15 protein-coding genes are annotated in these 22878 nt (G+C 47.3%); 3 read left to right on the top strand and 12 right to left on the bottom strand.

Annotated elements, in window-relative coordinates:
• Positions 1 to 9: 9 nt before the first annotated feature.
• From uxaC to LSG37_RS03885, 11 genes are all read right to left on the bottom strand, one after another.
• The gene (uxaC, locus tag LSG37_RS03935; RefSeq protein WP_233078639.1) at positions 10 to 1434 is read right to left on the bottom strand and encodes a glucuronate isomerase; all 1425 of its coding nucleotides are present in this window, start codon (positions 1432 to 1434) and stop codon (positions 10 to 12) included.
• Between the two features lie 9 nt (positions 1435 to 1443).
• Positions 1444 to 2991, bottom strand: coding sequence for a UxaA family hydrolase (locus LSG37_RS03930; RefSeq protein WP_233078638.1), 1548 nt, complete (start codon positions 2989 to 2991; stop codon positions 1444 to 1446).
• Positions 2992 to 3045: 54 nt separating this feature from the next.
• Positions 3046 to 4485, bottom strand: a complete 1440-nt coding sequence (locus tag LSG37_RS03925) for a glycoside hydrolase family 28 protein (protein ID WP_233078637.1) — start codon at positions 4483 to 4485, stop codon at positions 3046 to 3048.
• Positions 4486 to 4675: 190 nt separating this feature from the next.
• Positions 4676 to 7639, bottom strand: a complete 2964-nt coding sequence (locus tag LSG37_RS03920) for a two-component regulator propeller domain-containing protein (RefSeq protein ID WP_233078636.1) — start codon at positions 7637 to 7639, stop codon at positions 4676 to 4678.
• A gap of 106 nt (positions 7640 to 7745) precedes the next feature.
• On the bottom strand, positions 7746 to 8783 hold the full coding sequence (locus LSG37_RS03915; protein ID WP_233078635.1) for a LacI family DNA-binding transcriptional regulator: 1038 nt from the start codon (positions 8781 to 8783) through the stop codon (positions 7746 to 7748).
• 12 nt (positions 8784 to 8795) lie between these two features.
• Positions 8796 to 9572: an IclR family transcriptional regulator gene (locus LSG37_RS03910; protein WP_233078634.1), complete on the bottom strand. Its 777-nt coding sequence runs from the start codon at positions 9570 to 9572 to the stop codon at positions 8796 to 8798.
• Between the two features lie 8 nt (positions 9573 to 9580).
• Positions 9581 to 10876: a TRAP transporter large permease gene (locus LSG37_RS03905; RefSeq protein WP_233078633.1), complete on the bottom strand. Its 1296-nt coding sequence runs from the start codon at positions 10874 to 10876 to the stop codon at positions 9581 to 9583.
• Positions 10876 to 11376, bottom strand: a complete 501-nt coding sequence (locus LSG37_RS03900; protein WP_233078632.1) for a TRAP transporter small permease — start codon at positions 11374 to 11376, stop codon at positions 10876 to 10878. Before LSG37_RS03900 ends, LSG37_RS03905 begins: the two co-directional genes overlap by 1 nt.
• Entirely contained in the window at positions 11369 to 12385 is a 1017-nt protein-coding gene (locus LSG37_RS03895; RefSeq protein ID WP_233078631.1) for a TRAP transporter substrate-binding protein, read from the bottom strand. The genes LSG37_RS03900 and LSG37_RS03895 overlap by 8 nt, the downstream gene beginning before the upstream one ends.
• 146 nt (positions 12386 to 12531) lie before the next feature.
• The gene (gene kduI / locus LSG37_RS03890; RefSeq protein ID WP_233078630.1) at positions 12532 to 13374 is read right to left on the bottom strand and encodes a 5-dehydro-4-deoxy-D-glucuronate isomerase; all 843 of its coding nucleotides are present in this window, start codon (positions 13372 to 13374) and stop codon (positions 12532 to 12534) included.
• 24 nt (positions 13375 to 13398) lie between these two features.
• Positions 13399 to 14157, bottom strand: a complete 759-nt coding sequence (locus LSG37_RS03885; RefSeq protein WP_233078629.1) for an SDR family oxidoreductase — start codon at positions 14155 to 14157, stop codon at positions 13399 to 13401.
• A gap of 467 nt (positions 14158 to 14624) precedes the next feature.
• On the opposite strand from LSG37_RS03885, the gene LSG37_RS03880 reads away from it, so the two are divergent.
• The 3 genes from LSG37_RS03880 (at position 14625) to LSG37_RS03870 (ending at position 21683) form a co-directional block, all read left to right on the top strand.
• Positions 14625 to 17402, top strand: a complete 2778-nt coding sequence (locus LSG37_RS03880; RefSeq protein WP_233078628.1) for a TonB-dependent receptor — start codon at positions 14625 to 14627, stop codon at positions 17400 to 17402.
• Positions 17403 to 17515: 113 nt separating this feature from the next.
• Entirely contained in the window at positions 17516 to 19984 is a 2469-nt protein-coding gene (locus tag LSG37_RS03875; protein WP_233078627.1) for a DUF4861 family protein, read from the top strand.
• A gap of 4 nt (positions 19985 to 19988) precedes the next feature.
• Entirely contained in the window at positions 19989 to 21683 is a 1695-nt protein-coding gene (locus LSG37_RS03870; protein WP_233078626.1) for a pectinesterase family protein, read from the top strand.
• A gap of 7 nt (positions 21684 to 21690) precedes the next feature.
• On the opposite strand, the gene LSG37_RS03865 is transcribed toward LSG37_RS03870, so the two are convergent.
• A complete protein-coding gene (locus LSG37_RS03865; protein ID WP_233078625.1) occupies positions 21691 to 22878 on the bottom strand; it encodes a winged helix-turn-helix domain-containing protein in 1188 nt (395 codons plus the stop codon).

The following is a 22878-nucleotide window of genomic DNA, read 5'->3' as shown; positions in this document are numbered from 1 at the left end:
TTTGTCCTTTTAATCCAGCTGATAAGCTTGTTTTACCAACTGATAGGTCAGTTGCTGTGCCAGTTCATGCGCTTCATCTTCGTTTAAGCGATGTTCAGCCACTAAACCAGCTAAGAAGCGACAATCAATGCGGCGTGCCACATCATGACGGGCCGGAATAGACAGGAAAGCACGGGTATCGTCGTTAAAACCTACAGTGTTGTAAAAACCTGCGGTTTCAGTGACCTGATGCCTAAAACGCAACATACCTTCAGGGCTGTCGTGGAACCACCAGGCTGGACCGAGTTTTAAAGCCGGATAATGACCAGCCAAAGGCGCAAGTTCGCGGGCATAAGTGGTTTCATCCAGAGTGAACAGAATAATTTTCAAAGCGGCATTGTTGCCGTATTTATCCAGCAAAGGTTTTAAGTTGCTGACAAATTCAGTCGGGCTTGGAATATCAGCGCCTTTGTCGGCACCAAAACGCTCAAAAATAGAAGGGTTATGGTTACGGAACGCACCAGGGTGAATTTGCATCGTCATGCCATCTTCAATGCTCATACCGGCCATTTCCGTCAGCATCTGAGCACGGAACAACTCGGTTTGCTCTTTGCTGGCAGTACCTGATAAACACAGCTGAAACAAAGCACTTGCTTCATGCTCTGACAAATTGGCTGTTTTGGCTGTTGGATGACCGTGATCTGTGGCCGTAGCGCCGTGGTCGCGGAAAAACTGCCGACGAATACGCAAGGCCTGTAAATAACCATGCCAGCTATGCGTGTCCTGACCTGTTTGCTCAGCCAGTTTTTTGATATTGGCCAGAAAATCAGCACGGTCGGCGTCTATCACATCGTCAGGTCTGAAAGTGGTGATCACCCGTTTTTCATAACCCGTACCTTTTAAAGCGGCATGGTGCTTTAACGAATTCACTGCGCCTTCGGTCGTGGCAATCAGTTCAATATTAAATTTATCCAGCAAAGCACGCGGCTTAAATTCCGGCTTAACTAACTGCTCGTTGATGCTGTCGTAATACAAATCGGCGGTATCGCTGTTTAATGCATGCTCTAAACCAAACACATCATGGAATACGCTATCAAGCCAGATACGTGACGGTGTGCCACGGAACAAATGATAATTTTGGGCAAAAGTGTGGAAAATTTTGCGGTAATCGGTTTCGACCGGCGTGCCGTCTTTAGTGCGGATCCCTAAAGACTCCAGCGAAATCCCCTGGCTGTACAGCATGCGAAACACATAATGATCCGGCAGCAGTAACAGACTGGTGGCATTGTCAAAATTGGCATTGCTGGCAAACCAGCTTGGGTCGGTATGGCCGTGCGGGCTGACAATAGGCAAGTCTTTAATGCCTGCATACAAACGTCGGGCTATGGCGCGAACTGTTGGATCGGCCGGAAATAATCTGTCTTGATCTAGTACTAAAGGTTTAAAGTTGGCCATATAAAGTCCTTACAGGGTCACGCCATTTTTCCAAATGGCAATTTCTTTGTTGTCTGATAATTCGTTTTGCGTCTGCTTGCCTGAAGCGATATCAATCAGGTAGCGGAAAAACTGGTAAGAAAAATCCTGAGCATTCTGGCCTTGTTGCAACAAAGCGCCGGCATCAAAATCTATCCATTGGGGTTTACGTTTGGCTAAATCGCTGTTGGACGAAATTTTTACTGTAGGCACAGGAAAACCCAGTGGGGTGCCACGGCCAGTAGTAAACAGCAGCATGGTCGCGCCGCTGGCTGCTAAAGCAGTAGACGACACCGCATCATTGCCTGGGCCCTGCAGCAAAGTTAAACCCTGTTGCTGCACTAAAGCGCCATAAGGGATCACTTGTGTCACTTTGGCAGAGCCACCTTTTTGAATGGCGCCTAAGGATTTTTCTTCCAGCGTAGTTAAACCACCGGCTTTATTACCAGGGCTTGGGTTTTCGTACACAGGCTGTTTGTTGTCGATAAAGTACTGTTTAAAGTCGTTCACTAAGCTGACTATGTCGGAAAACACAGCTTCATTGACAGCACGGCTCATCAGCACTTGTTCGGCACCAAACATTTCAGGAGTTTCAGTCAGTACTACTTTGCCGCCGGCAGCGCATACTAAATCGGCAATACGGCCCACCAGCGGATTCGCAGTTAAACCACTTAAACCGTCTGAGCCACCACATTTCATGCCGACCACTAAATCGGACACAGGGCATGCTGTGCGTTGGTCCTGCTGCATCAGTTGAATAAGTTCAGCTGCGGCCTCGAGGCCTTGCTCTAATTCATCTTCCACTTGCTGAGCATTAAAAGAGCGTAAACGGCTTTGATCCAATTCAGGACAGGCTTTAAGTAGAGCTGCCAGTTGATTGTTTTCGCAGCCTAAACCCAGCACCAGCACAGCACCAGCATTAGGGTTCTGCATTAAGCCAGCCAATACAGCGCGGGTATGATTTAAATCGTCACCCAACTGAGAGCAGCCAAATGGATGGGTGTACGCAAAAACACCGTCTGTTAAACCAGCAAATTGTTGATTGGCTTTTTCGGCTATTTTCATTGCGGCCCTATTGACGCAACCGACCGTATTTAAGATCCACAGCTCGTTGCGGGTACCGACTCTGCCATTGGCGCGGCGATAGCCCATAAAATGGGTAGGCAATTCGGTTGGGAAAGCTAAATCTTCAGCCACACAGCCTTGGTACTGGTACTCCATCTGATCAGACAATAAGGTTTTCAGGTTATGTGAATGCACCCAGCTGCCAGAGGGAATATCATCCTGTGCTACTCCTATGGCATAACCATATTTGATCACAGCTTCACCTTTTTTAATCAGCTTCAATGCTACTTTATGACCAGGCTGAATATCTTCTTTTGCCTGCACTTCGTGCCAGGGTTCAATTAAAGATTGGCCTGAAGCCAAAGGCTGCAACACCACCAACACGTTGTCGCGTGGATGCACCTGTAACAGGCTCAGCTGAATAGCGGCCGGGTCGGCAATATGTGGGCTACAACCTTTTGTTTGTTCTGTCATATTTAACCTGCTAAATAGCTTGTCTATCGGTGGCAAATTGAATTAAAAAAAACACTAGCTGCTCTGTTTTAACAGAGCAGCAGTGAGTGCTTTACCATTCAGACTGACGTTTTCCAGTTTAAAACCACTGCTATGTTCTAAAACACCTAAGCTTGCTTGCTCAAAGCTGACATCCGTCATCTGAATGCCGCTGATACCAGCACGGGGTAAGCCACGAATTTCAAAAGCACGTTGGGCTTTTTTCACTCTGAAGTTACTGATCTTCAGATCTTTGACTTCAGGTAAAAAGTTGCCTGCATCGCCTTCTTCGTAATAGAAGTTGATCACAATGGCATCTTTCACTTCACCAATTTCAATATCATCTACCGCAATTTGTTCAATTAAACCGCCACGCACTGAGTTAGTTTTAATGCGTAAACCCCGCTCCAGATTTGGGCTGCTCATGCGGCAACGGCGGGCAAATATTTGCTTAGCACCACCGGATATTTCACTGCCAATCACTACACCACCGTGACCGGATTTCATCAGACAATCCTGAATAACCACTTGCTGTATAGGAGTGGCTAAACGGCGGCCTTCCGCATTACGGCCAGATTTCAAAGCGATGCAGTCATCACCTGTATCAAACAAACAGTTTTCAATCAGCACTCGCTGACAGGATTCAGGGTCGCAACCATCAGAATTGGGGCCAAAACTGACACAGTTCACACCACGGATCACCACGTCTTTACACAGCACAGGGTTGATCAGCCAAAAGGGTGAATTACGAATAGTGACGCCTTCAATCAACACCCTTTCACAGCCATAAGGCTGAATAAAAGGTGGTCTTAATCTGTTGTTGTCCAGATATCGTTTTTCAACCGGTACACCAGCTTCAGCCATAGCAAACAGCTGATCTCGGCCTGGTTTTTGATCCGTTGCCGGGTCCAGCTTCCATGGTGTATGTTTCCATACCCCTTTCCAGGGCCACCAGTTTTCACCACTGGCATTGCCTTCCAGAATACCTTCACCTGTCACCGCAATATTTTGCTGTTGATAAGCATAAATTAACGGCGAAAAGCCCATCAGCTCCACCCCTTCCCAGCGGGTAAAAACTTCTGGTAAATAAGCTTGTGGGTCTGTGACAAAAGACAAGACTGCATTTTTTTGCAGATGTAAATTCACGTTAGATTTTAAATGCACAGGACCAGTGGACCAAACGCCTTCAGGCACCACCACACGACCACCACCCGCTTCATGACAAGCAGCTATGGCTTTTTTAATAGCAGCATCACAAGGTTGATTTTTTTCAGCACCAAAGGCGGTGATAACAAAATCCCGCTGTGGAAAGGATGTAAGTTTTATATCCCGCAGTATTTGTTCAGCCACAGCCCAGACAGGGTCCACAACTTTAGGCGCAGCAGCCGTCACTTTAAAACTTAACAAAGGTTGCAGTACCGCAGAAGCAGCACAAGCTTTGAGTAAAAAACGTTTTTTCAGATCAGGTATTAGCATTAGTTTTCCCTTTTTTTGCATAAAGCTATGAGTTTTCTTCTGCTTTATGCTTATTTAAAAAGCATAATAACGCATTTGCCACCGGTAGCAATAGATTGACAAAAAATTTTGCCACCGATGGCAACTGGTCAGAGAACTTCAAAGGCAAGATTCCATTATTGAACTCAAAAGGCAGAGAAAGGCCTTAAACTCAGGCTGCACAGACGCGATTTCGGCCTTGTTGTTTGGCCTGATACAAAGCCTGATCGGCTAAAAACAGCAGTTGTTTGGCATCATTCAGCTCGTCGCTGATGGCAATACCTATACTGACCGTAATATTGATACCTTCTGCTATATCCAGCCAGTCCAGCGCCATAATCTCCAGTCGTAACCGTTCACACACTAACTGTGCTTGTTCCAGACTGGTCGATGGCATCAGTAACGCAAACTCTTCGCCCCCCCAGCGCGCAGCACAATCGACAGAGCGGGAGTGCTGCCGGATTTTTTCTGCTATAGCAACTAATGCCACATCACCTGCATTATGAGACCAGGTGTCGTTGATCTGTTTAAAGTGATCAATGTCGATAAAAGCCAAAGCCAATGACTGCTTTAATCGTTGTGAACGCGTGAATTCTTTACTCAGCACTTCATCAAAAGCACGGCGATTAGCAAGACCAGTTAAACCATCCTGCCTGGCTTGCAAAGCCAAAGCTAAAGTCTGTTGATGCAGCTGAGCCAACAAAGCTGACTTTTCTTCATCTGCAGCCTGCAGACTATTGGCTTTTTGCTGCAGCTCTGCGGTTTTTTCCGCAACCTGCCGCTTTAAACGCTGCTCTGAATTGCGCAGGCTGGACATACGCCAATACAGCAGCAACAGCAGCACTGCTATGGTAAATAAAGTGCCCAACCACTGGAAATGACGGGTTTGCCACCAGTGTGGATGTTTAATCAGTTCTATGCGGGCAGCTTCACTCCACGGACCACCCGAATTTGCTGCCTGCACCAAAAATTCATAACGACCCGGCGCCAGATTGGTGTATTCAGCAAAGTTCTGTTTGCCTCTGTCCAGCCAGTTGGCATCAAACCCAACTAAACGGCTGCGGTACTGAATACGTTCAGGCATCACATAACCTAAACCAGCGAAATGTAACTCTACCCTGTCACTGTCCGGCGGTAATTCAATGCTGTCACTGATTTTTTTCGCAACCCCATTCACCAGTAATTCTTCCAGAACCACAGGAGGAACAGCTTCAGCAAATGCAGCCAAGCGGCTGGGCTGTACCCGGCTGACACCTGAAGCCGTGGCAAACCATAAAGCGCCATCCGTTGCCATTATAGCTGCAGGGTTTGACCCACCATTGGCTTGCGCACTGAGCATGCCGTCACTTTCACCATACAAATCAAAGGATATTTCAGCTAAGGTGCCATCCGCTACCGCATTCGCGTCCTGACGGCTGATACGTAAAATACCTCTGTTGCTGCTCAACCAGAAGTTGCCATGCAAATCAGCCTGCACCTGAAAAAATTTATCAAAAGGCATACCGGCTTTACGCCCTACCATAGCCAACTCTGCTGTATCTAATCGATAACGCACCAAGCCCCGGTCTGTCGCAAGCCATAGCAAGTTTTTGTCAGGTTGTTCATAAAAGTCAAAAGCATATTCGGCCTGATCTAAAGCCGACAAAGACAAAGGCTCAAATTGGCCATTGACCAGACGGGTGACGCCAGCGCCGGTTCCCACCCACAACACATCCTTTGTTTTGTGCAGAGCTATGACAAAATCTGCAGGCAAGCCCTCGCGAGTGGTGTAACTACGTACCTGCTGCTGGTGATAGAGGTTGAGTCCCTGCGCTGTCCCGAGCCAAAGATTTCCATCAGCCAAAGGTAAAATGGCTCTGACTTCGTTGGACAATAACCCTGAATTGCGGTCGAGCAGTTTGGTCAAGGTGCCATGGCTATAGCGGAAGACTCCTGAAGAATAGGTCCCTATCAGCACATCTCCCTTAGGCGTTTCAGCGAGACTTAATACCACCTGTTCCGGCAGCAGGTTAGTTTCAGCAAGCAATTGGCCGCCTTTGTAACGTGCCACTCCACGTGCGGTGCCAATCCAGACACTGCCATCCGAATGCTGTAATACAGTACGGACAAAATTATCTGGCAGGCCTTGTTCAGTGCTTAAGGTCGCGAAAGGTGCATCCCGTAAACGGAACACTCCACCATTGGTACCGAGCCAGATGCTGCGCTCGTTATCTTCATAGATAGCCAGCACCCTGTTATTTGGCATACCGTGCTGCGCTGTCAGTTGCTCTAAACCATAATTACTCAGGCGAAATACGCCCTCTTCTACAGTGCCTATCCATAAATCCCCTTGATGATCGACTAATAATCTGGAGATAGCGGTTTGATGCAGCTCAGGCTGCACTAACACAAAGTCGTTCTCTTGCTGCTGATACAAGCCGCGTTCAGTGCCGAGATAAAGCTTTCCCTGGTAATAAGCCAAAGCGAAGACCGGAAGTTTTGGGCTATTGACCACAGTACTCAGTTTACCCTGATGCAAATAAGCTAAGCCTTCGGCTGTGCCTATCCAGAGCCCTTCGTTATCATCATGCAGCAGGCTGTACAAGGTGTTGCTGGGTAAACCATGATGCCGCGTCCACTGCTGGCGAGAGCCATCCGTTTGCAGACAAAACAAACCTCCACCTTCAGTGCCAACCCACAGCTGGCCTTTGGCATCCCCACGAACTTCATTAACTAAAGAAGATACGGCATCCACTGGACGCCATTGCTGATCCTGTAACAAAGCCAAACCACCACGGGATCCGCCAACCAGCAAACGTCCTTTGGGATCAAGATGCAAAGCCCGGATCCCAGAGTCTGGCAACCCGGTTTGTTGTTCACGGCCAAAGACTTTAAATTCACGGCCATTGTAACGGGCTACACCTTCCCAGGTAGCAAACCAAAGGTAACCATCCGGAGTCTGACTAATACTGTTGATCGTGTTGTGGGGCAAGCCCTGGCGGGTATTCCAGCTTTCGCGAAAGTAATCCGTTAAAGCCGCTGTTGCGGCGGAGGCAGAAAATGGCAGGGCCAAAAAAAGCTGTAGCAGAAGTACAGTGACTATCCCACTGAAGTTTTTGTTACGTAATATTTTGATAAATTCTGCAAAAATAGACATCAGCGCCATCCCAGTCAAAAGATGGTTTCATTTTTTCTAATAAAGTTACCTTACTCTATTTTTTTGACCGGGAAAACTAAAAAAACTATAAATTCAGCTGAACTTATTAAGAAACTGCTGTTGTAACCTGGGCTGTGGATTCCCGCACAACCAGAGTGGGTGCAACTTTCGCTGCGACTTGTTGTGCTGCTTTATCGTTTTGTTCAATCACCATAATCATTTTTGTGGTCGCCAGCTGCGCCATTTGTCGTACCGGACGCCTGATTGTCGTTAAAGCAGGTATTACTCTGGACGCCAGTAAGTTGTCATCAAAACCAGCCACCGACAACTGCTGTGGAATAGCTATCCCCATTTGATGCGCTACTTTCAGCACGCCAGCGGCCATTTGATCGTTATTGGCAAAAATTGCTGTAGGTAAAGGGCTTTGGCTTAGCAAACTACGGGCACATTCAATACCGGTTTCATAGGTATTATTACCTTCCATAATGCGCTCGGCTTTCAGGGCTATACCATAAGCAGATAAACCCAATTTAAACCCTTCCATCCGCTCAGTCGACGACTTATAACGCTGTGGACCGCTGATAAAAGCTATGTCCTGATGGCCTAACTGAGCAAAATAACGCGCCATTTCGGCAGCAGCAGAGCGGTCGTCCGACACCACTATATGCTGAGGTTCGTCTATTGCCACAGAAGTCAGGCGAACATAAGGCCGACCGGCATTTTTCAGTGCTTCAGCCAAAGACTCAAGTTCAGACACCGGAGGTAACACAATGACACCATCGAGCTTGGATCTGTTGATGAAATTCAGACAATCCTGCACCAGGGTTTCGCTGCGATAACGGCAAGGATGCACCACCAGCTCGTAGCCCAGCGTAGAACAAATCTCCAGCACACCACGTTGCACATCATCCAGATACAAAGCATCCGGGTTGTCGTAAATTAAGCCTAACAAATACGAGCGGCTGGATGCCAGGCCACGAGCCTGAGTGTTTGGCGAATAATTCAGTTCAGCGATAATTTTTTCGACCCGGACTCTGGTGCTGTCTCCCACACTTAAAGAGCCATTAATCACCCGTGACACTGTGCGCTTGGACACACCAGCCAGACGGGCTACGTCATTAATGGTCGAACTTTTTTGTATCATCCAGTTGTCCTGTTATTTATCATTGGCCAGCAAAGCAGGCCTGTAGCACGCCAGACTAATATCGATAGCAGCTTGTTTTACGGCAGCAACCAATAGTGGTAAACGTTGTTTGCATAAAATACTGCTTAAACCTGTCACCCCAACAGAAGCAACCACTATGCCCTGCGCATTACGGATGGGTACAGCAATACAGCGTATGTTGGCTTGATACTCCTGATCGTCCAGCGCATAACCCCGGCCTAAAACGCTTTGCAATTCTACCCGCAAGCGATTGAGATCGGTAATGCTTTGTGCTGTTCTAGCGCTCATTTGCTGCAACCCCGGCAAAGTAGCCAGTTGATCAAAGTAGTTAAAAGCCAGAAACACTTTGCCACCGGCAGAACAATGCAGATCCGCTAAAAACCCTGGTCTGGCTGCCAGATGGCTAGGATTTGGACTGTCACAAACTTCAGCTATTAAAGCACCATCGGGCCGTGGCAAAGCCAGATGGCTGGTGAGTCCTGTACTGATCGTCAATTTATGCAGCACAGGCACAGCCAACTGGTGCAAATGGTGGTGCTGCAATAAATCCAGCCCCATCTTGTATAAACTGCTGCCCACCCGATATTTTTTGCCCTCTTTGTACAACATTTGCTGATGACAAAGGGTTTGTAAAATACGAAAAGCGCTAGTTCTGGGTACCTGCAGTTGCTGTTCCAACTGGGATAAGGTTAAACCAGAACCTGATGCCGCCACTAACTCCATCATGCGGCAGGCATTGGCAAGATTTGGGATCAAATAACTGGTCATAACAGCTCCTACAGCCCAAACAGATTAGGCAAAAATTCACTGATGGCTGGCACATAAGTCACCAGCAATAACACCACAACCATAGCGGCATACATAGGCAACAACGGCTTGATCAAGGCTTCCAGTTTGGTTTTGGCCACAGCACAAGCGACAAACAACACACTACCAACAGGAGGTGAAACTAAACCAATAGACAGGTTCAAAATCATCATAATGCCAAAGTGCAGCGGGCTCATACCAAGCTCCACCGCCACAGGCAGGAAGATAGGCGTGAAAATCAGCACTGCTGGTGTCATATCCATAAAAGCGCCCACCACCAACAAAATAATGTTGATTAACAATAAAATCAGCAGCGGATTTTCACTTAAGGTCAGTAAACCCTGACTGACAGTTTGCGGAATGTTTTCATAGGATAATATCCAGGACATGGCAGCAGAGGTGGCGATTAATGCCATCACTATGGCTGTGGTTTCAGCTGACTTCAGTAAAATAGCCGGCAGCTCTTTAACTTTCACTTCGCGATACACACAGACCGCAAGAATAAATGAATAAACCACTGCTATTGCACCAGCTTCTGTCGCAGTAAAAGCACCGCTGATAATGCCACCGATCACCAGCACTATCATCAACAAACTAGGAATAGCGGCAGCCAGCTTTTTAAAGGTTAAAGACAAAGGCAGGCGGGCAGCCAGCGGATAACCTTTCATTTTGGCGTAACCGGCACAGACCACCATCAGAGCTATACCCAACAAAATCCCCGGCAAATAACCAGCCACAAATAAAGCGGCAATAGACACACCACCACTGGCGATGGCGTAAACAATCATAATATTACTAGGGGGAATTAACATACCAGTGGTTGCCGCCGCTGCAGTGACAGCTGCGCTGTAGTTGACATCATAGCCCTGCTTTTTCATCTCAGGCACCATAAAGCTGCCTATAGCAGAAGTAGCTGCAACTGCCGAACCTGAGATAGCGCCAAATAACATACAGGACAATACATTCACCAGTGCCAGACCGCCAGGCAGGCTGCCGACCAACGCCATAGCAGCTTCAATTAATCGTTTGGCGATACCGCCCCGCCCCATCAAGAGTCCTGATAACACAAAAAATGGGATAGCCAGTAAGGCAAAGCTATTTAAACCACCCGCCATCCGCTGCGCCAGCGTGGTAACAGCTGGCAATAAATCCATCGACAGCAACATGGTGCATAAAGTGGCTAAACCAATACAAAAGGAAATAGGTACATTCAGTAACAACAAGGTAAAAAATACAGAGATTAAAATAAGTACAGACCATTCCATTATTCAGCCTCCTCTGCCGGGACTAATTGAATCTTTTCCGCCAGACAACGCAGCTGACATACCCCATAAAAAGCGATCAAGAGCCCGGCTAAAGGCAAGACCATATAGATCCAGGCCATGCGGATACCCAGTGCTGCTGACATTTGGTTCAGCTCCCAGGTTAGCCACACCAGTTCACCACCGCCCCACACCATCACTATGGACGCAAACACCACCACAGCAGCAGTTAACACAAAAGCGATACGGTTCTGCCACAACGGTGGCATCCGGCTGGTGACTATATCCAGACCTAAATGCTGGCCTGTCCGATAGGCATAAGCTGCGCCTAACATCGCAATCCACAATAATAAACAGCGGGCAATTTCTTCGGTCATTGAACTGGGATTGGTCAGTAAAAAACGTGACAACACTTGCCAACACACCACCAGCACTATGCTGGCCATCAGCAGCATTAAACTGCGCTTTAACAACCAATCGACCCACAACACTAATTTAGTCATTGGACGCTCCTGCTGTTTCAGCCTGGATCAACGCAATTTCCGCCATCAAATCGCCCACTTCCGTGCCCTGCAGCGATTGATGCAATGGCTGTACTGCTGCGGCAAAGGCGGCTTTGTCCGGATAAATCACTTCCACACCAGCAGCTTTGACTTTAGCTAAGGCATCATCACTGGCCTCTTGCCACAACTCGCGCTGATAACGCACTGAATCATTCATGGCTTGTTGCACCCAACCTTGCTGCTGCGCATTCAGGCTTTTCCAGACAGGTAGACTCATTAAAATCACGTCCGGCACTGAAGTGTGTTCGTCCAGACTGTAGTATTTGGATAATTCGTAATGACGGGATAAATAGAAACTAGGCGGATTGTTTTCAGCACCATCCACTACGCCTTGCTGTAATGCGGTATAGAGCTCGCCCCAGTCAACAGGGGTCGCAGCGCCACCTAAGGTTTGCACCATCTGCACTGCAGTTTGGCTATTAGGCACCCGGAATTTTAAACCTTTTAAATCAGAGGGCTGATGCACAGCTTTGTTGGTGGTATAAAAACTGCGGCTGCCCGCGTCGTAATAACCTAAACCATGCAAGCGGGCGTTTTGCATCGAATTGAGTAAATCCTGGCCTATGGGACCGTTCAGTACAGCCCATAAATGCGCACTGTCTCTGAACACATAAGGCACACTGAATACTTGCATCTTAGGCACAAAACCTTCCAGCGGACTGGCTGACACTTTAGTTAAAGCCAAGCTGCCAATCTGCAACAGTTCAATCAGCTCACGTTCTGAACCCAGCTGCCCACCGCTGTAAATCTGAATATGCATCTGCCCTTTTGAGTAATGCTCCAGCCTTTCTGCCATATAGACCATAGCTTTGTGAACCACATGCTCCTGATCCAGTGAATGGCCCATGCGTAAGGTGATCTGCTCTTGCTGGCGTTGACAGCCCGCAGTGAATAGCAGAGTCGCCAAACCGCAGCACAGCAGCATGCCGCGCAGTGTACTAATGTTCATCGTCTAACCTACCTGTTGTTTTTTTTATAAGTCAGCGCTCGTACTGCTGGCGCCGTCGAAGGGCACACTGTCTACCGCAGTGATTGTTGCCCTGTTTTACTAAGCTATTAATGATGAACGAAGCCCTCCCCAGAGCTTCGTGGTCCTTATCTCAACTGATCAGGACCAAATTTATCCATATCGTGATAATCCAGATTTTCACCTGCCATGCCCCAGATAAAGGCGTAGCTACCTGTACCTACACCACTGTGAATAGACCAGGGCGGAGAGACCACAGCTTGATCATTGCCCATCCACAAATGACGGGTTTCTGTTGGCTCGCCCATAAAGTGGCACACAGCCTGGCCTGGGGTCAGATCAAAATAGAAATAGGCTTCCATCCGTCTGTCATGCTGATGCGCTGGCATGGTGTTCCAGACACTGCCCTGACTCAACACTGTTAAGCCCATTTGCAACTGACAGGTTTGCACTACTTCTTTAATCATCAACTGATAAATAATGCGCTCGTTACTAGTGGCTAAAGCGCCCATCTCCAGTTTTTTACAATCAGCCATCCGCACATGCTGTACCGGATAAGCATGATGTGCAGGAGTGGAATTCAAATAGAATTTGGCCGGAGTTTCGCTGTTCAAACTATGGAAACTGACGTTTTTACAGCCCATACCGACATACAAGGCCTCTTTGTTCGCCAGCTCGTATTTATTGCCATCGACTTCAACATACCCGGTGCCACCGACATTGATCACACCCAGCTCACGGCGTTGCAGAAAAAACTCGGCTTTCAGCGCGTCTACGGTTTGCAATAAAACGGGAGCATCAACAGGCACTGCACTGCCAACAATCAAACGTTCATAGTGGGTGTAACACAACACCAGTTGATCGGCCTGCATCAGGTTATCAATCAGAAAGTTTTGCCGTAGCTTTTCGGTGTCGTAGTGTTTGACATCCAATGGCGCTGTGGCAAAACGGTTTTCAAAAATTACGTTCATTTTGTTCTCCTGCTATGGCGCACTCTAGCGAGCTAGCCAGCCTCCATCCACGGCCAGTACATGGCCATTGACATAATTACTGGCGCTGCTCGCCAAAAACACAGCAGCACCTGCTAAATCTTCAGGTTCTCCCCAGCGCCCAGACGGGATCCGCGCCAGGATAGCCTGATTGCGAACCTGATCTTGCTGTAAGGCGAAAGTGTTGTCGGTTCGGAAATAACCCGGTGCTATCGCATTGATATTTAAACCAGAAGCGGCCCATTCATTCGCCAACGCTTTGGTTAAACCAGTGATGGCATGTTTACTGGCGGTGTAAGCCGGCACGGTAATTCCACCGCTGTAGGACAACATAGAAGCAATATTGATAATTTTGCCCTGTCCACGTTTAAGCATTTCAGCGCCAAGCAACTGGCTGAGTAAAAATGCCGAATCCAGATTCACCCGCATGACCGTCTGCCACTCTTCCATCGGGTAATCCACAGCAGGAGCACGGAAAATAGTGCCTCCGCAGTTCACCAGAATATGTACTTCGCCCAATGCCAAAGCACTTTGTGCCAGTGCACGCACCTGTTCCAAATCAGACAAATCAGCAGCGAGCGCAAAAGCCTGCCCACCTTCAGCTTTAATCTGATTGGCTGTGGCGCTGGCTCCGTCTAATTGAGAGCTGCAACAAATCACTGAAGCGCCGGCTTGCGCCAATGCCTGTGCAATAGCTTTGCCCAAGCCACGACTGGCACCTGTAACTAAAGCTGTTTGCCCTTTTAACGAAAATAAAGCCGACATTCTTTGACTCCTTTTTTGTCTGAAGCACTGCATTTTTTACTGCATGGATATTGCGTAAGCATTCGCTAACCCTTGGCTAATCTGTTCGCTAAACCTTAGCTAAACCATTGCACATTTAATGCTCAAAATGCCCGTGAAGTTCAGTCCAATCAGAATTAATTTCACATCTGGAACAAAACCTATTTTATCCGGCTCCAAACTATGCAACATTATCAATACAAAACAACAAGTTAACTATCAACACTAAATAAAACATCAGAACATCATTGATTTTTTTTTGTGCGACGTTTGACAGTAATCTAAGCTTGGTGTTAGCTTTTTGCCATCGGTGGCACAAAATTGCAAGCATTTTTTGCCACCGGTAGACAAAATCAACAGGGAGTCGCACAAAGCGTCTTCCATTATTAAAAATACAGCTGGCATGTACTGGCTGAACGCTTTGAACCAGACAGGACGAGGTAGAGATCATGGCCAAAACCAACACGCCATTTCACCCGAATAAAGTTGCTTTAGCTTTAGCTATCGCAGGTTGTACTTCACTATTTTCTGTATCAGCACAAGAAACAGCTGAAACTACGCAAGCAGAAGAAAGAATTGAAGTGATCGAAGTGAAAGGCAGTTTCCGCGATTCGTTATCCAACGCTTTAAATCAAAAACGCCAATCAGATGGCGCCATCGATGCCATTCTGGCTGAAGATATTGCTGACTTCCCGGATTTAAACCTGGCCGAATCTTTACAACGTATTCCAGGTATTGCTATTTCGCGTGCAGCAGGTGAAGGCCGTCAAATTTCAGTTCGGGGCCTGGGCCCTGAATTTACCCGTGTTCGTATCAACGGTATGGAAGCAGTGTCAACCAGTGGTGGTACAGACCAAATTGGTGGCGCCAACCGTGGCCGTGGTTTTGACTTCAATACCTTTTCTTCCGATTTATTCAGCTCTTTGACAGTGCGTAAAACAGCATCCGCTGATGTCGAAGAGGGTTCATTAGGTGCCACTGTTGATTTGAGAGCAGCTCAGCCTTTTGACTACGATGGCTTTACTTTTGCGGCATCAGGCCAGATGGGTTACAACGACTTGTCGGAAAAATCTGATCCTAAAACCTCATTTTTAGTCAGTAATATTTTTGCTGACGGTAAAATCGGCGCTTTATTTTCCGCTTCTTATTCAGAACGTCAGTTAAAAGATCAGGGTGCCAGTACAGTACGCTGGAACAACGTCAATGACTTTGGTTCTTATCAGGGTGACAGCGCTGCACCAGAACTGGATGATATCAATAACGCATTCCGTCCACGTTTACCACGTTACGACTCCTACACTCATGATATGGACCGTTTAGGCTTAAGTTCGTCTTTTCAGTTCAGACTGAATGACGACACTAAAATTGATGTAGATATTTTATATGCCAAAACAGATGCAAGCCGTAACGAAGTATTTTTACAGGGTATTTTGAACGCAGGTGCAAACAGACCAACCTCAGCAACTGCGGCTTCTGGCAATACAGGTGTGATGAATGTGCTCGATTATTTTATCGATGACACCAATACCATGACTTACGGCAGTTTTGAAAATGCCACTATCCGTGCCGAAAACCGTTTTGACGAACTCAGCACTGAATTTTTGCAGTACAACGTGACGCTGAAGCAACATCTGACAGATAACCTGAGCATGGATGCCATGGTAGGCACTGCAACTTCAGAATTTGATAACCCGGTACAAACCACTTTAGTGGCAGAAAAACGTGGTGTTGAATTTGCGTATGATTATCGTGGCAGTAACAGAGAAAGCCCGGCCCTGACTTATGGCGCTGGTGTGTTTGATCCTACAGGCTGGACCTCCAACAGTGTGCGTTTACGTCCACTGGGGGCAGAAAATACTTTTGATACCGCAGAGCTGAATTTTACTTATTTGCTCACCGACAATATGACGTTAAAAGCGGGTTTGCATTACAAAGACTTTAGTTTTGAAACCTATGAGGCCCGTCGTCAGGCTGAAAACGGCGCAGGTATTGTTTATACGCCGGATTTACTGAAGCAATATGATTCAGGTTTAGGCAGCCAACCGGCCTGGTTAGTGCCTGATTTTGCTGCCATAGATGCTCAGTATGGTATCTACAGTAATACGGGGGAATTTACCGTTAGTGCAGACTTCCGTCGTCCTGATAACTATTCTGCCAACGAAAGAAGTTTAGGCACCTACCTGCAATTAGGTTTTGATACAGACATCGCTGATATGCCTTTACGGGGTAATATAGGTGTACGTCATGTCAAATCAGACCAGAAATCGACAGCCTGGGCGACAATTGCAGCCAGTCCTACTCAGATCACTGCAGAACATGATTACAACGAAGTATTGCCGTCCCTTAACCTGGCTTTAGAGCCTTGGGAAGATGTGATAGTACGTTTTGGCGCAGCAGAAGTAATGGCACGAGCTGGTTTAGGTGCTATTCGTCCTGATGTATCGGTTTCTGTATCAGGCGGCAGTCGCTCTGTAGGTGGTGGTAATCCACAACTAGAGCCAACCAAAGCCCGCACTTACGATTTAGGCTTTGAATTTTATTTCTCTGACGAGTCGATGTTAGGTCTGGCGTTTTTCTTCAAAGATATCGACAGCCATGTCCAGACTTTACGTGAAACCAAAGCCTTTACTGAAACGGGTTTACCTATTCAGGCCGCTATTGATGCCTGTACAGCTGGTCCTGGTTACAATGCAGACTGTAATGAAAATGTAGACTGGCAAGTCACTACACCACTGAACGGCCCTGGTGGTGATTTAAAAGGTATGGAAGTCAGCTACCAGTTACCTTTCACCTTCTTGCCTGAGTTCTGGAACAGATTTGGTTTTATTGCTAACTACACTTATGTTGATGCCCAGATGGACTATATCAGCGCAGCTGGTGTAGTGCAGGCAACACGTGACTTAAACGGTTTGTCAAAAAACACCTCTGCCGCCACTATTTACTACGAACATGAAGCCTTAAATGCCCGTGTCTCGATGGCGAAACGTGGTAAATACCTGACAACTGCTATAGGTCGTGATAACAACGATATGGAAGGCACCAACGCGACGACTAACGTAGACGCCTCTGTCTCTTATGCCTTAAACGACAACTGGAAAATCAGTTTTGAAGCACTGAACCTGACCGACGAAGTAGATGACCAATGGGTAGATTCAGCGGGGGACCGCCTGACTTATTACCATGAAACAGGTCGTCAATATTACTTAGGCGCTCAATACAAGTTCTAATCCTTTTTGGACAAGAATCTCATCGCTTAGCCAGGGATGGCGGCTTTGGCGTGACTTGTGGTGCTCTGCTGCAAGTCACGATTTTGTTTTACTATTTACAATAGGTACTAGCCGTGATCTATGTCTTGAAGCGACCTTTGCTGATTTCCAGCCTCACCTTAAGTTTTTTAGCCGCCTGCGGTAAACCAGCCCCAGCACCGGAACAACAGGCAGTAGTTGCTCAGCCTGCTACCACCACATCTGTCGCCAGCTTAAGCATTCATAACCCCTCTGATTTCGCCAGAGTGCAAGAAGCCATCTATGTGTCTGCTGCAGATTTAGGTTTAACAGAAAGCGCAGTTCAGAATTCAGCTTTTATTGCAGCCACAGCACAAGGTCAATTGCCATCCCAGTGGATTGACCGCAATGCGGATGGTCAAAAAGATACCTTACTCATCAGCCCTACTCTGAGTGCTGGTGAAACTTTAGCCGTGCAAATCACTGCAGGCACAACCACAGAATTGCCAAAACAAACTCAGGCTGAAATTTCTCAAAAAACTGGCGGACAGTGGCAAGACAAAAAATATATCGGTGGCAGTTTTGAAAATGTAAAGCACCTGACTCCGCCGCCACAGTACACCGATCACAGTGAATTTATTCGTTATGAAGGCCCTGGTATTGAATCCGATAAAGTGGCTTACCGTATTTATCTCGACTGGCGTAACGGCTTTGATATTTTTGGCAATAAAACCGGTAAGCCTGTGCTCGATCAAATAGGTCAGGATGGTTACAGCTCCTATCATGAACCAGCGGACTGGGGCATGGATGTACTGAAAGTTGGCAAAGCTGTAGGCGCCGGTGGTTTTGGCTATTGGGACGGATCTCAAGTAGAACGAGTCTCCAAGCTGGACGGCCATACAGTGAATATTATCGAAAATGGCGCTCTGTATTCAGCTTTGACCATAGACTACAAAAACTGGCAAATTGCCGGTAAGACTCTGGATATCAGAGCACATTTATCCATGACAGCAGGCAGCCGTTTGCTGCAAAATCGCCTGACGTTAAGCCAGCCACTGGATAATCTGGCGCTGGGCATAGTGAAACTACCCGACACTAAGCTGTTAACAGGCACACTGGAAAGCAGCGGCCATACCTACACTTATCTGGCAACTTATGGCAAACAAAGTCTGGATGGCGCTAATTTGGGCATGGCAATTTTATTTAAACGCGGCAAGCTCAAAGAATTAACGACAGACGAACATAACCATGTGGCTGTGATGAGTGTATCTGGGCAACATCTGGAGTATTACCTGTTAGGTGCCTGGCAACATGAGCTGAATGGCATCACCAATGAGCAGCAGTTTGTGGAGTATTTGCAGCAAGAAGTGGAGCGTTTAACTCTGACTCCACGGTTAAGTTTAAAAACAGAATTCACCAACACACAAATCAGTCAGCCTATGACCAGCGAACGGGCTTTATACTGGAGCCAGCAGCTGGCCAACTCTGAGCTGAATCGTCAGGCAGGCCAGTATTATTGGGGCGGTTGGGACACTGAACGTGACAGGCCTGTCAGCTTTGAATACACCACAGGCTTATTGATCCAGGCTTTTGATGATTTAAATAAATACGGCGCAGATCCGGCTTATCAGGCCGTGATCCGTAAAATGGCTGATACCTTTGTCACCGAAGACGGCACCATTCACAGCTACGACGCCAGCAAATTTAATATCGACAGTATCAATAGCGGCAACCTGCTGCTGCGGGTATTTGAACAAACAAAAGAGCCAAAATATCAACTGGCCGCTCAAGCCTTACGTGAGCAGTTAAAGCATCATCCTAAAACCTCAAATGGCGCTTTCTGGCATAAAAATATTTATCCACATCAGTTGTGGTTAGATGGGGTTTATATGGGCATGCCGTTTTTAGCTTATTACAGCAGCCTGTTTGAACAAGGTGCCAGCTTGGATCAAGCCGTGCATGAGTTTGTAGTGACCCGTGAGCAGTTACGTGACGACAAAACAGGCCTGTATTTCCATGCCTGGGATGAATCCAAACAAATGGATTGGGCTGATAAAGAAACAGGTCGTTCAGCTTACTTCTGGGGCCGTGCTATTGGCTGGTTAGCTATGGCGCTGGTGGATGTGTTGGATTATATACCAGCGGATAACACCGAATTACGCCAGCCGCTGCTGAATATGGTGACTGAACTGGCAGCAGATTTAGCCAAGTATCAGGATGCTGAAACGGGCGTGTGGTATCAGATCATGGATAAAGCCGGCGAGCGGGGTAATTATCTGGAATCGAGCGGCAGCAGTATGTTTGTCTACTTTTATGCCAAAGCCATCAATAAAGGTTATTTGCCAAAAGAGCAGTACCTGCAGATCAGTAAAAAAGCCTGGCAAGGCCTGTTAAATGAATTTGTACTGGTGCATCCGGATGGCAGCATCAGCCTGACCAATATGGTGCAGGTAGCAGGTTTAGGTGCAGGTCGCGACGGTAGCTATCACTATTACATGAGTGAGCCTATTTACCGCAACGACAGCAAAGGCACAGGGCCTTTCATTATGGCTGGTGTGCAAATGGCACAGCTATTAAAAGACTAAGCTGATGAAGTTTCTTACTGCCTGGCTGAGTGCACTAGCGCTGTACCTGCTTTGCCTGAACCTGCACGCCAGTGAGCAACCACTGCGCCTGCAGGTGGCTTTAGATGGCTCAGCGCCTTTTAACTCCATTCAACAGGCGCTGGACTCCTTACCTTCGACCAAACAATGGGCTTTGATAGAGATTGGCCCCGGTATTTATAAAGAAAAACTCTACCTAAGTCGCGACAAAGTCATTTTGGCGGGCAGCGGTAAAACCAGCACCACTATAGAATTTCCGGAACTTCGTAAAAACTATTTAAAACAGCACCCAGACGACTGGGGCTCTGCCGTGGTTAATATCAAAGCCTCGGATATAGTGCTTTTAGATTTAACTGTATTTAACAGCTACGGCGCAGTCTATGGCGATCATGATCATCAGTTTGCCATTCGTGGTTTTGAGCAGGCCAGCCGCATCATCACAGACCAATGCAGAGTAATAGCCGGTGGTGCTGACAGCTTAAGCTTATGGAATAAAAAAGGATTGTATTACCACAGCAACTGCTACTTTGAAGGCCATGTCGATTATGTTTGCCCACGGGGAACAGCCTGGATTAAACAGAGCCAGTTTTATAGCCAGGCGACAGCAGCTTCACTTTGGCATGATGGTGAATTGGATCAAAACGCGAAGTTAGTGGTCACAGACTCGAAACTCTCGGGTATTCATGGCTTTTTACTCGGCCGTCGTCATTATGACGCCCAGTTTTATCTGCAGAATAATCAGTATTCGCCTTTGATGGCAGATAAACCGATATTCCGTAAAACCTATCCGGATGAACCTAGCCGCGACAGAGCCAACTTATGGGGTGAACGCAGCTATTTTGACGGTTCCAGTGGTGCCACTTACGGCTGGTTGCAAAACAATTGGCCTAAAGCAGTATCTCAGATCACCGAAGATTGGGTCTATCAGGGCCAGTGGCAACCGGAACAGTTGTTAAGAATCATCCGTAGCTGGTTAAAAGCCAAAACCCAACCTATGCCTGCCAAACTCTATCTGGTCGGTGATTCTACCCTATCGGATAAAACTAATCTGGCTTATCCGGAGCGCGGCTGGGGTCAATTATTGCCTGAATTTCTGCTGCCGCAATTGCAAGTGATTAACTTAGCAGCCAATGGCCGCAGTACCCTTCGTTTTTTAAATGAAGGCCGCTGGCAAATGCTGCTGGATGAGCTGCAAGCTGGTGATTATGTGCTGATCCAGTTTGGCCACAACGATCAAAAACAAGACGACCCAAAACGTTATGCCGACGTCAATACGCGTTACCCAGAGTTGCTGCAGCAGTTTATCCGCGAGGTCAAAGCCAAAGCCGCTATTCCACTACTTGCCAGCTCGATTTGCAGGCGTAATTTTAAAGGTAAAACTTTAGAGCGGGATTTAGCAGCTTATGCAGCCCAAGCTAAACAGCAAGCCGAGTTGGCTCAGGTCGATTTTTTTGATTTGCAGCAGCAAAGCTGTGATTTATGGCAAGAGTTAGGCCCTGCTGGCAGTCAGCCGTATTTTATTCAGGTGCCTGCTGGTTTGTATCAGAAGTTTCCGGATGGCAAAACCGACAACACCCATTTATCGGTGCAAGGAGCCTCTAAAGTGGCTCAGCTGTTTGTACAAGACTTACAAAAACAACAACATCCGTTGGCTAAGTATGTCTATCGAACCAAGCTTTAATTGAGCTTTAACCAACAAACCAGTCGCGGGTTCTGGCGCTGGTTTTTACCAGTTGCCAGCTTTCGCAGCCATTAAAAGCGGCATAGTCCAGCACAGCTTTGGTCAGCGCCGTTTTTAATGCGTCCGTCAATTTCACCTGCTCATCCAGCACTAAATTCTGCAACAATAAGGTTTTGCTGGCTCGGTCTGCTTTGACATCGACCTGGCCTATAAACTGGTCTTTATACAAAATCGGCAAGCTGTAATACCCTATCTGACGTTTGGCGGCAGGCACATAAACTTCAATCTGGTAATCAAAATTAAACAACTGCTTTAGCCGGTCGCGTTGGATCACTAAGTTATCAAAAGGCGACAACAGCCAGACTTTATTGGGCAGTTTTGAGGGGGAATTGTTAGTAAGCGCTAACTGGGGCCTGTGGTAATACGCCTTTCCATCCAGCAGAAAAGTCTGCAGCCTGCCCTGCTCCAGCTGTTGTTTTAGCTGCTGCTTGAGTACCAACTGCATATTCTTGCGCAGATAACCTATTTGCTGCACTGTCGCCACCGCCTGACTTTGCAGGCAGCGCTCTATTAAATAATCAGCAAACTCGGCGTCGGTTGGAGCTAAATGTTGATGGTGATCAGGCCAGACCCGATCCGCCAGATCATAGACTTTCTGGAACTTATCTCTTTTGGCCACCATTAGCTTGCCTTGCATAAACAATTGTTCCAGCGCCTGCTTGGCCGGTTGCCAGTCCCACCAGGCACCGTTTTTTTTGCCCGCATTTCCATTTTCACTGGCAAAGTCACTGGCCTTTAGTGGGCCTTCGGCTTCAATACGGGCCAGCACTTCATTCATCAGTTGCTGTTCAGGGTTAAACCAGTGGTTGTTGCCGTTTTGCAGTAAGAGCTTTCGCTGCAAACTAAAACGATAATCTTCGGCTGGTAAAAATGCAGCGGCATGCGACCAGTATTCAAAACTTTGTTTTTGCTTAAGCGCCTTGTCTAGTAGCTTTGGCTGATAGTTTTTTACTCTGTTGTACAGCACATGGTGATGTGCCCGCTCCACCACATAAATAGAATCCAGCTGCACATAGCTAATTTGTTTCAGAACTTCTGCCACTGCTGCTTTGCCGGACGCTGGTTGCAGCAAACCTTGCTGCTGCAATACCAGTTGGCGTAACTCTTTTGGGCTAAAGGGACAGGACAGAGTCAT

Source organism: Rheinheimera soli (genome assembly GCF_021290985.1).
In the GTDB taxonomy this organism is placed as follows: Bacteria; Pseudomonadota; Gammaproteobacteria; order Enterobacterales; family Alteromonadaceae; genus Pararheinheimera; species Pararheinheimera soli.
This window is presented reverse-complemented; position numbering and strand designations above follow the sequence as displayed.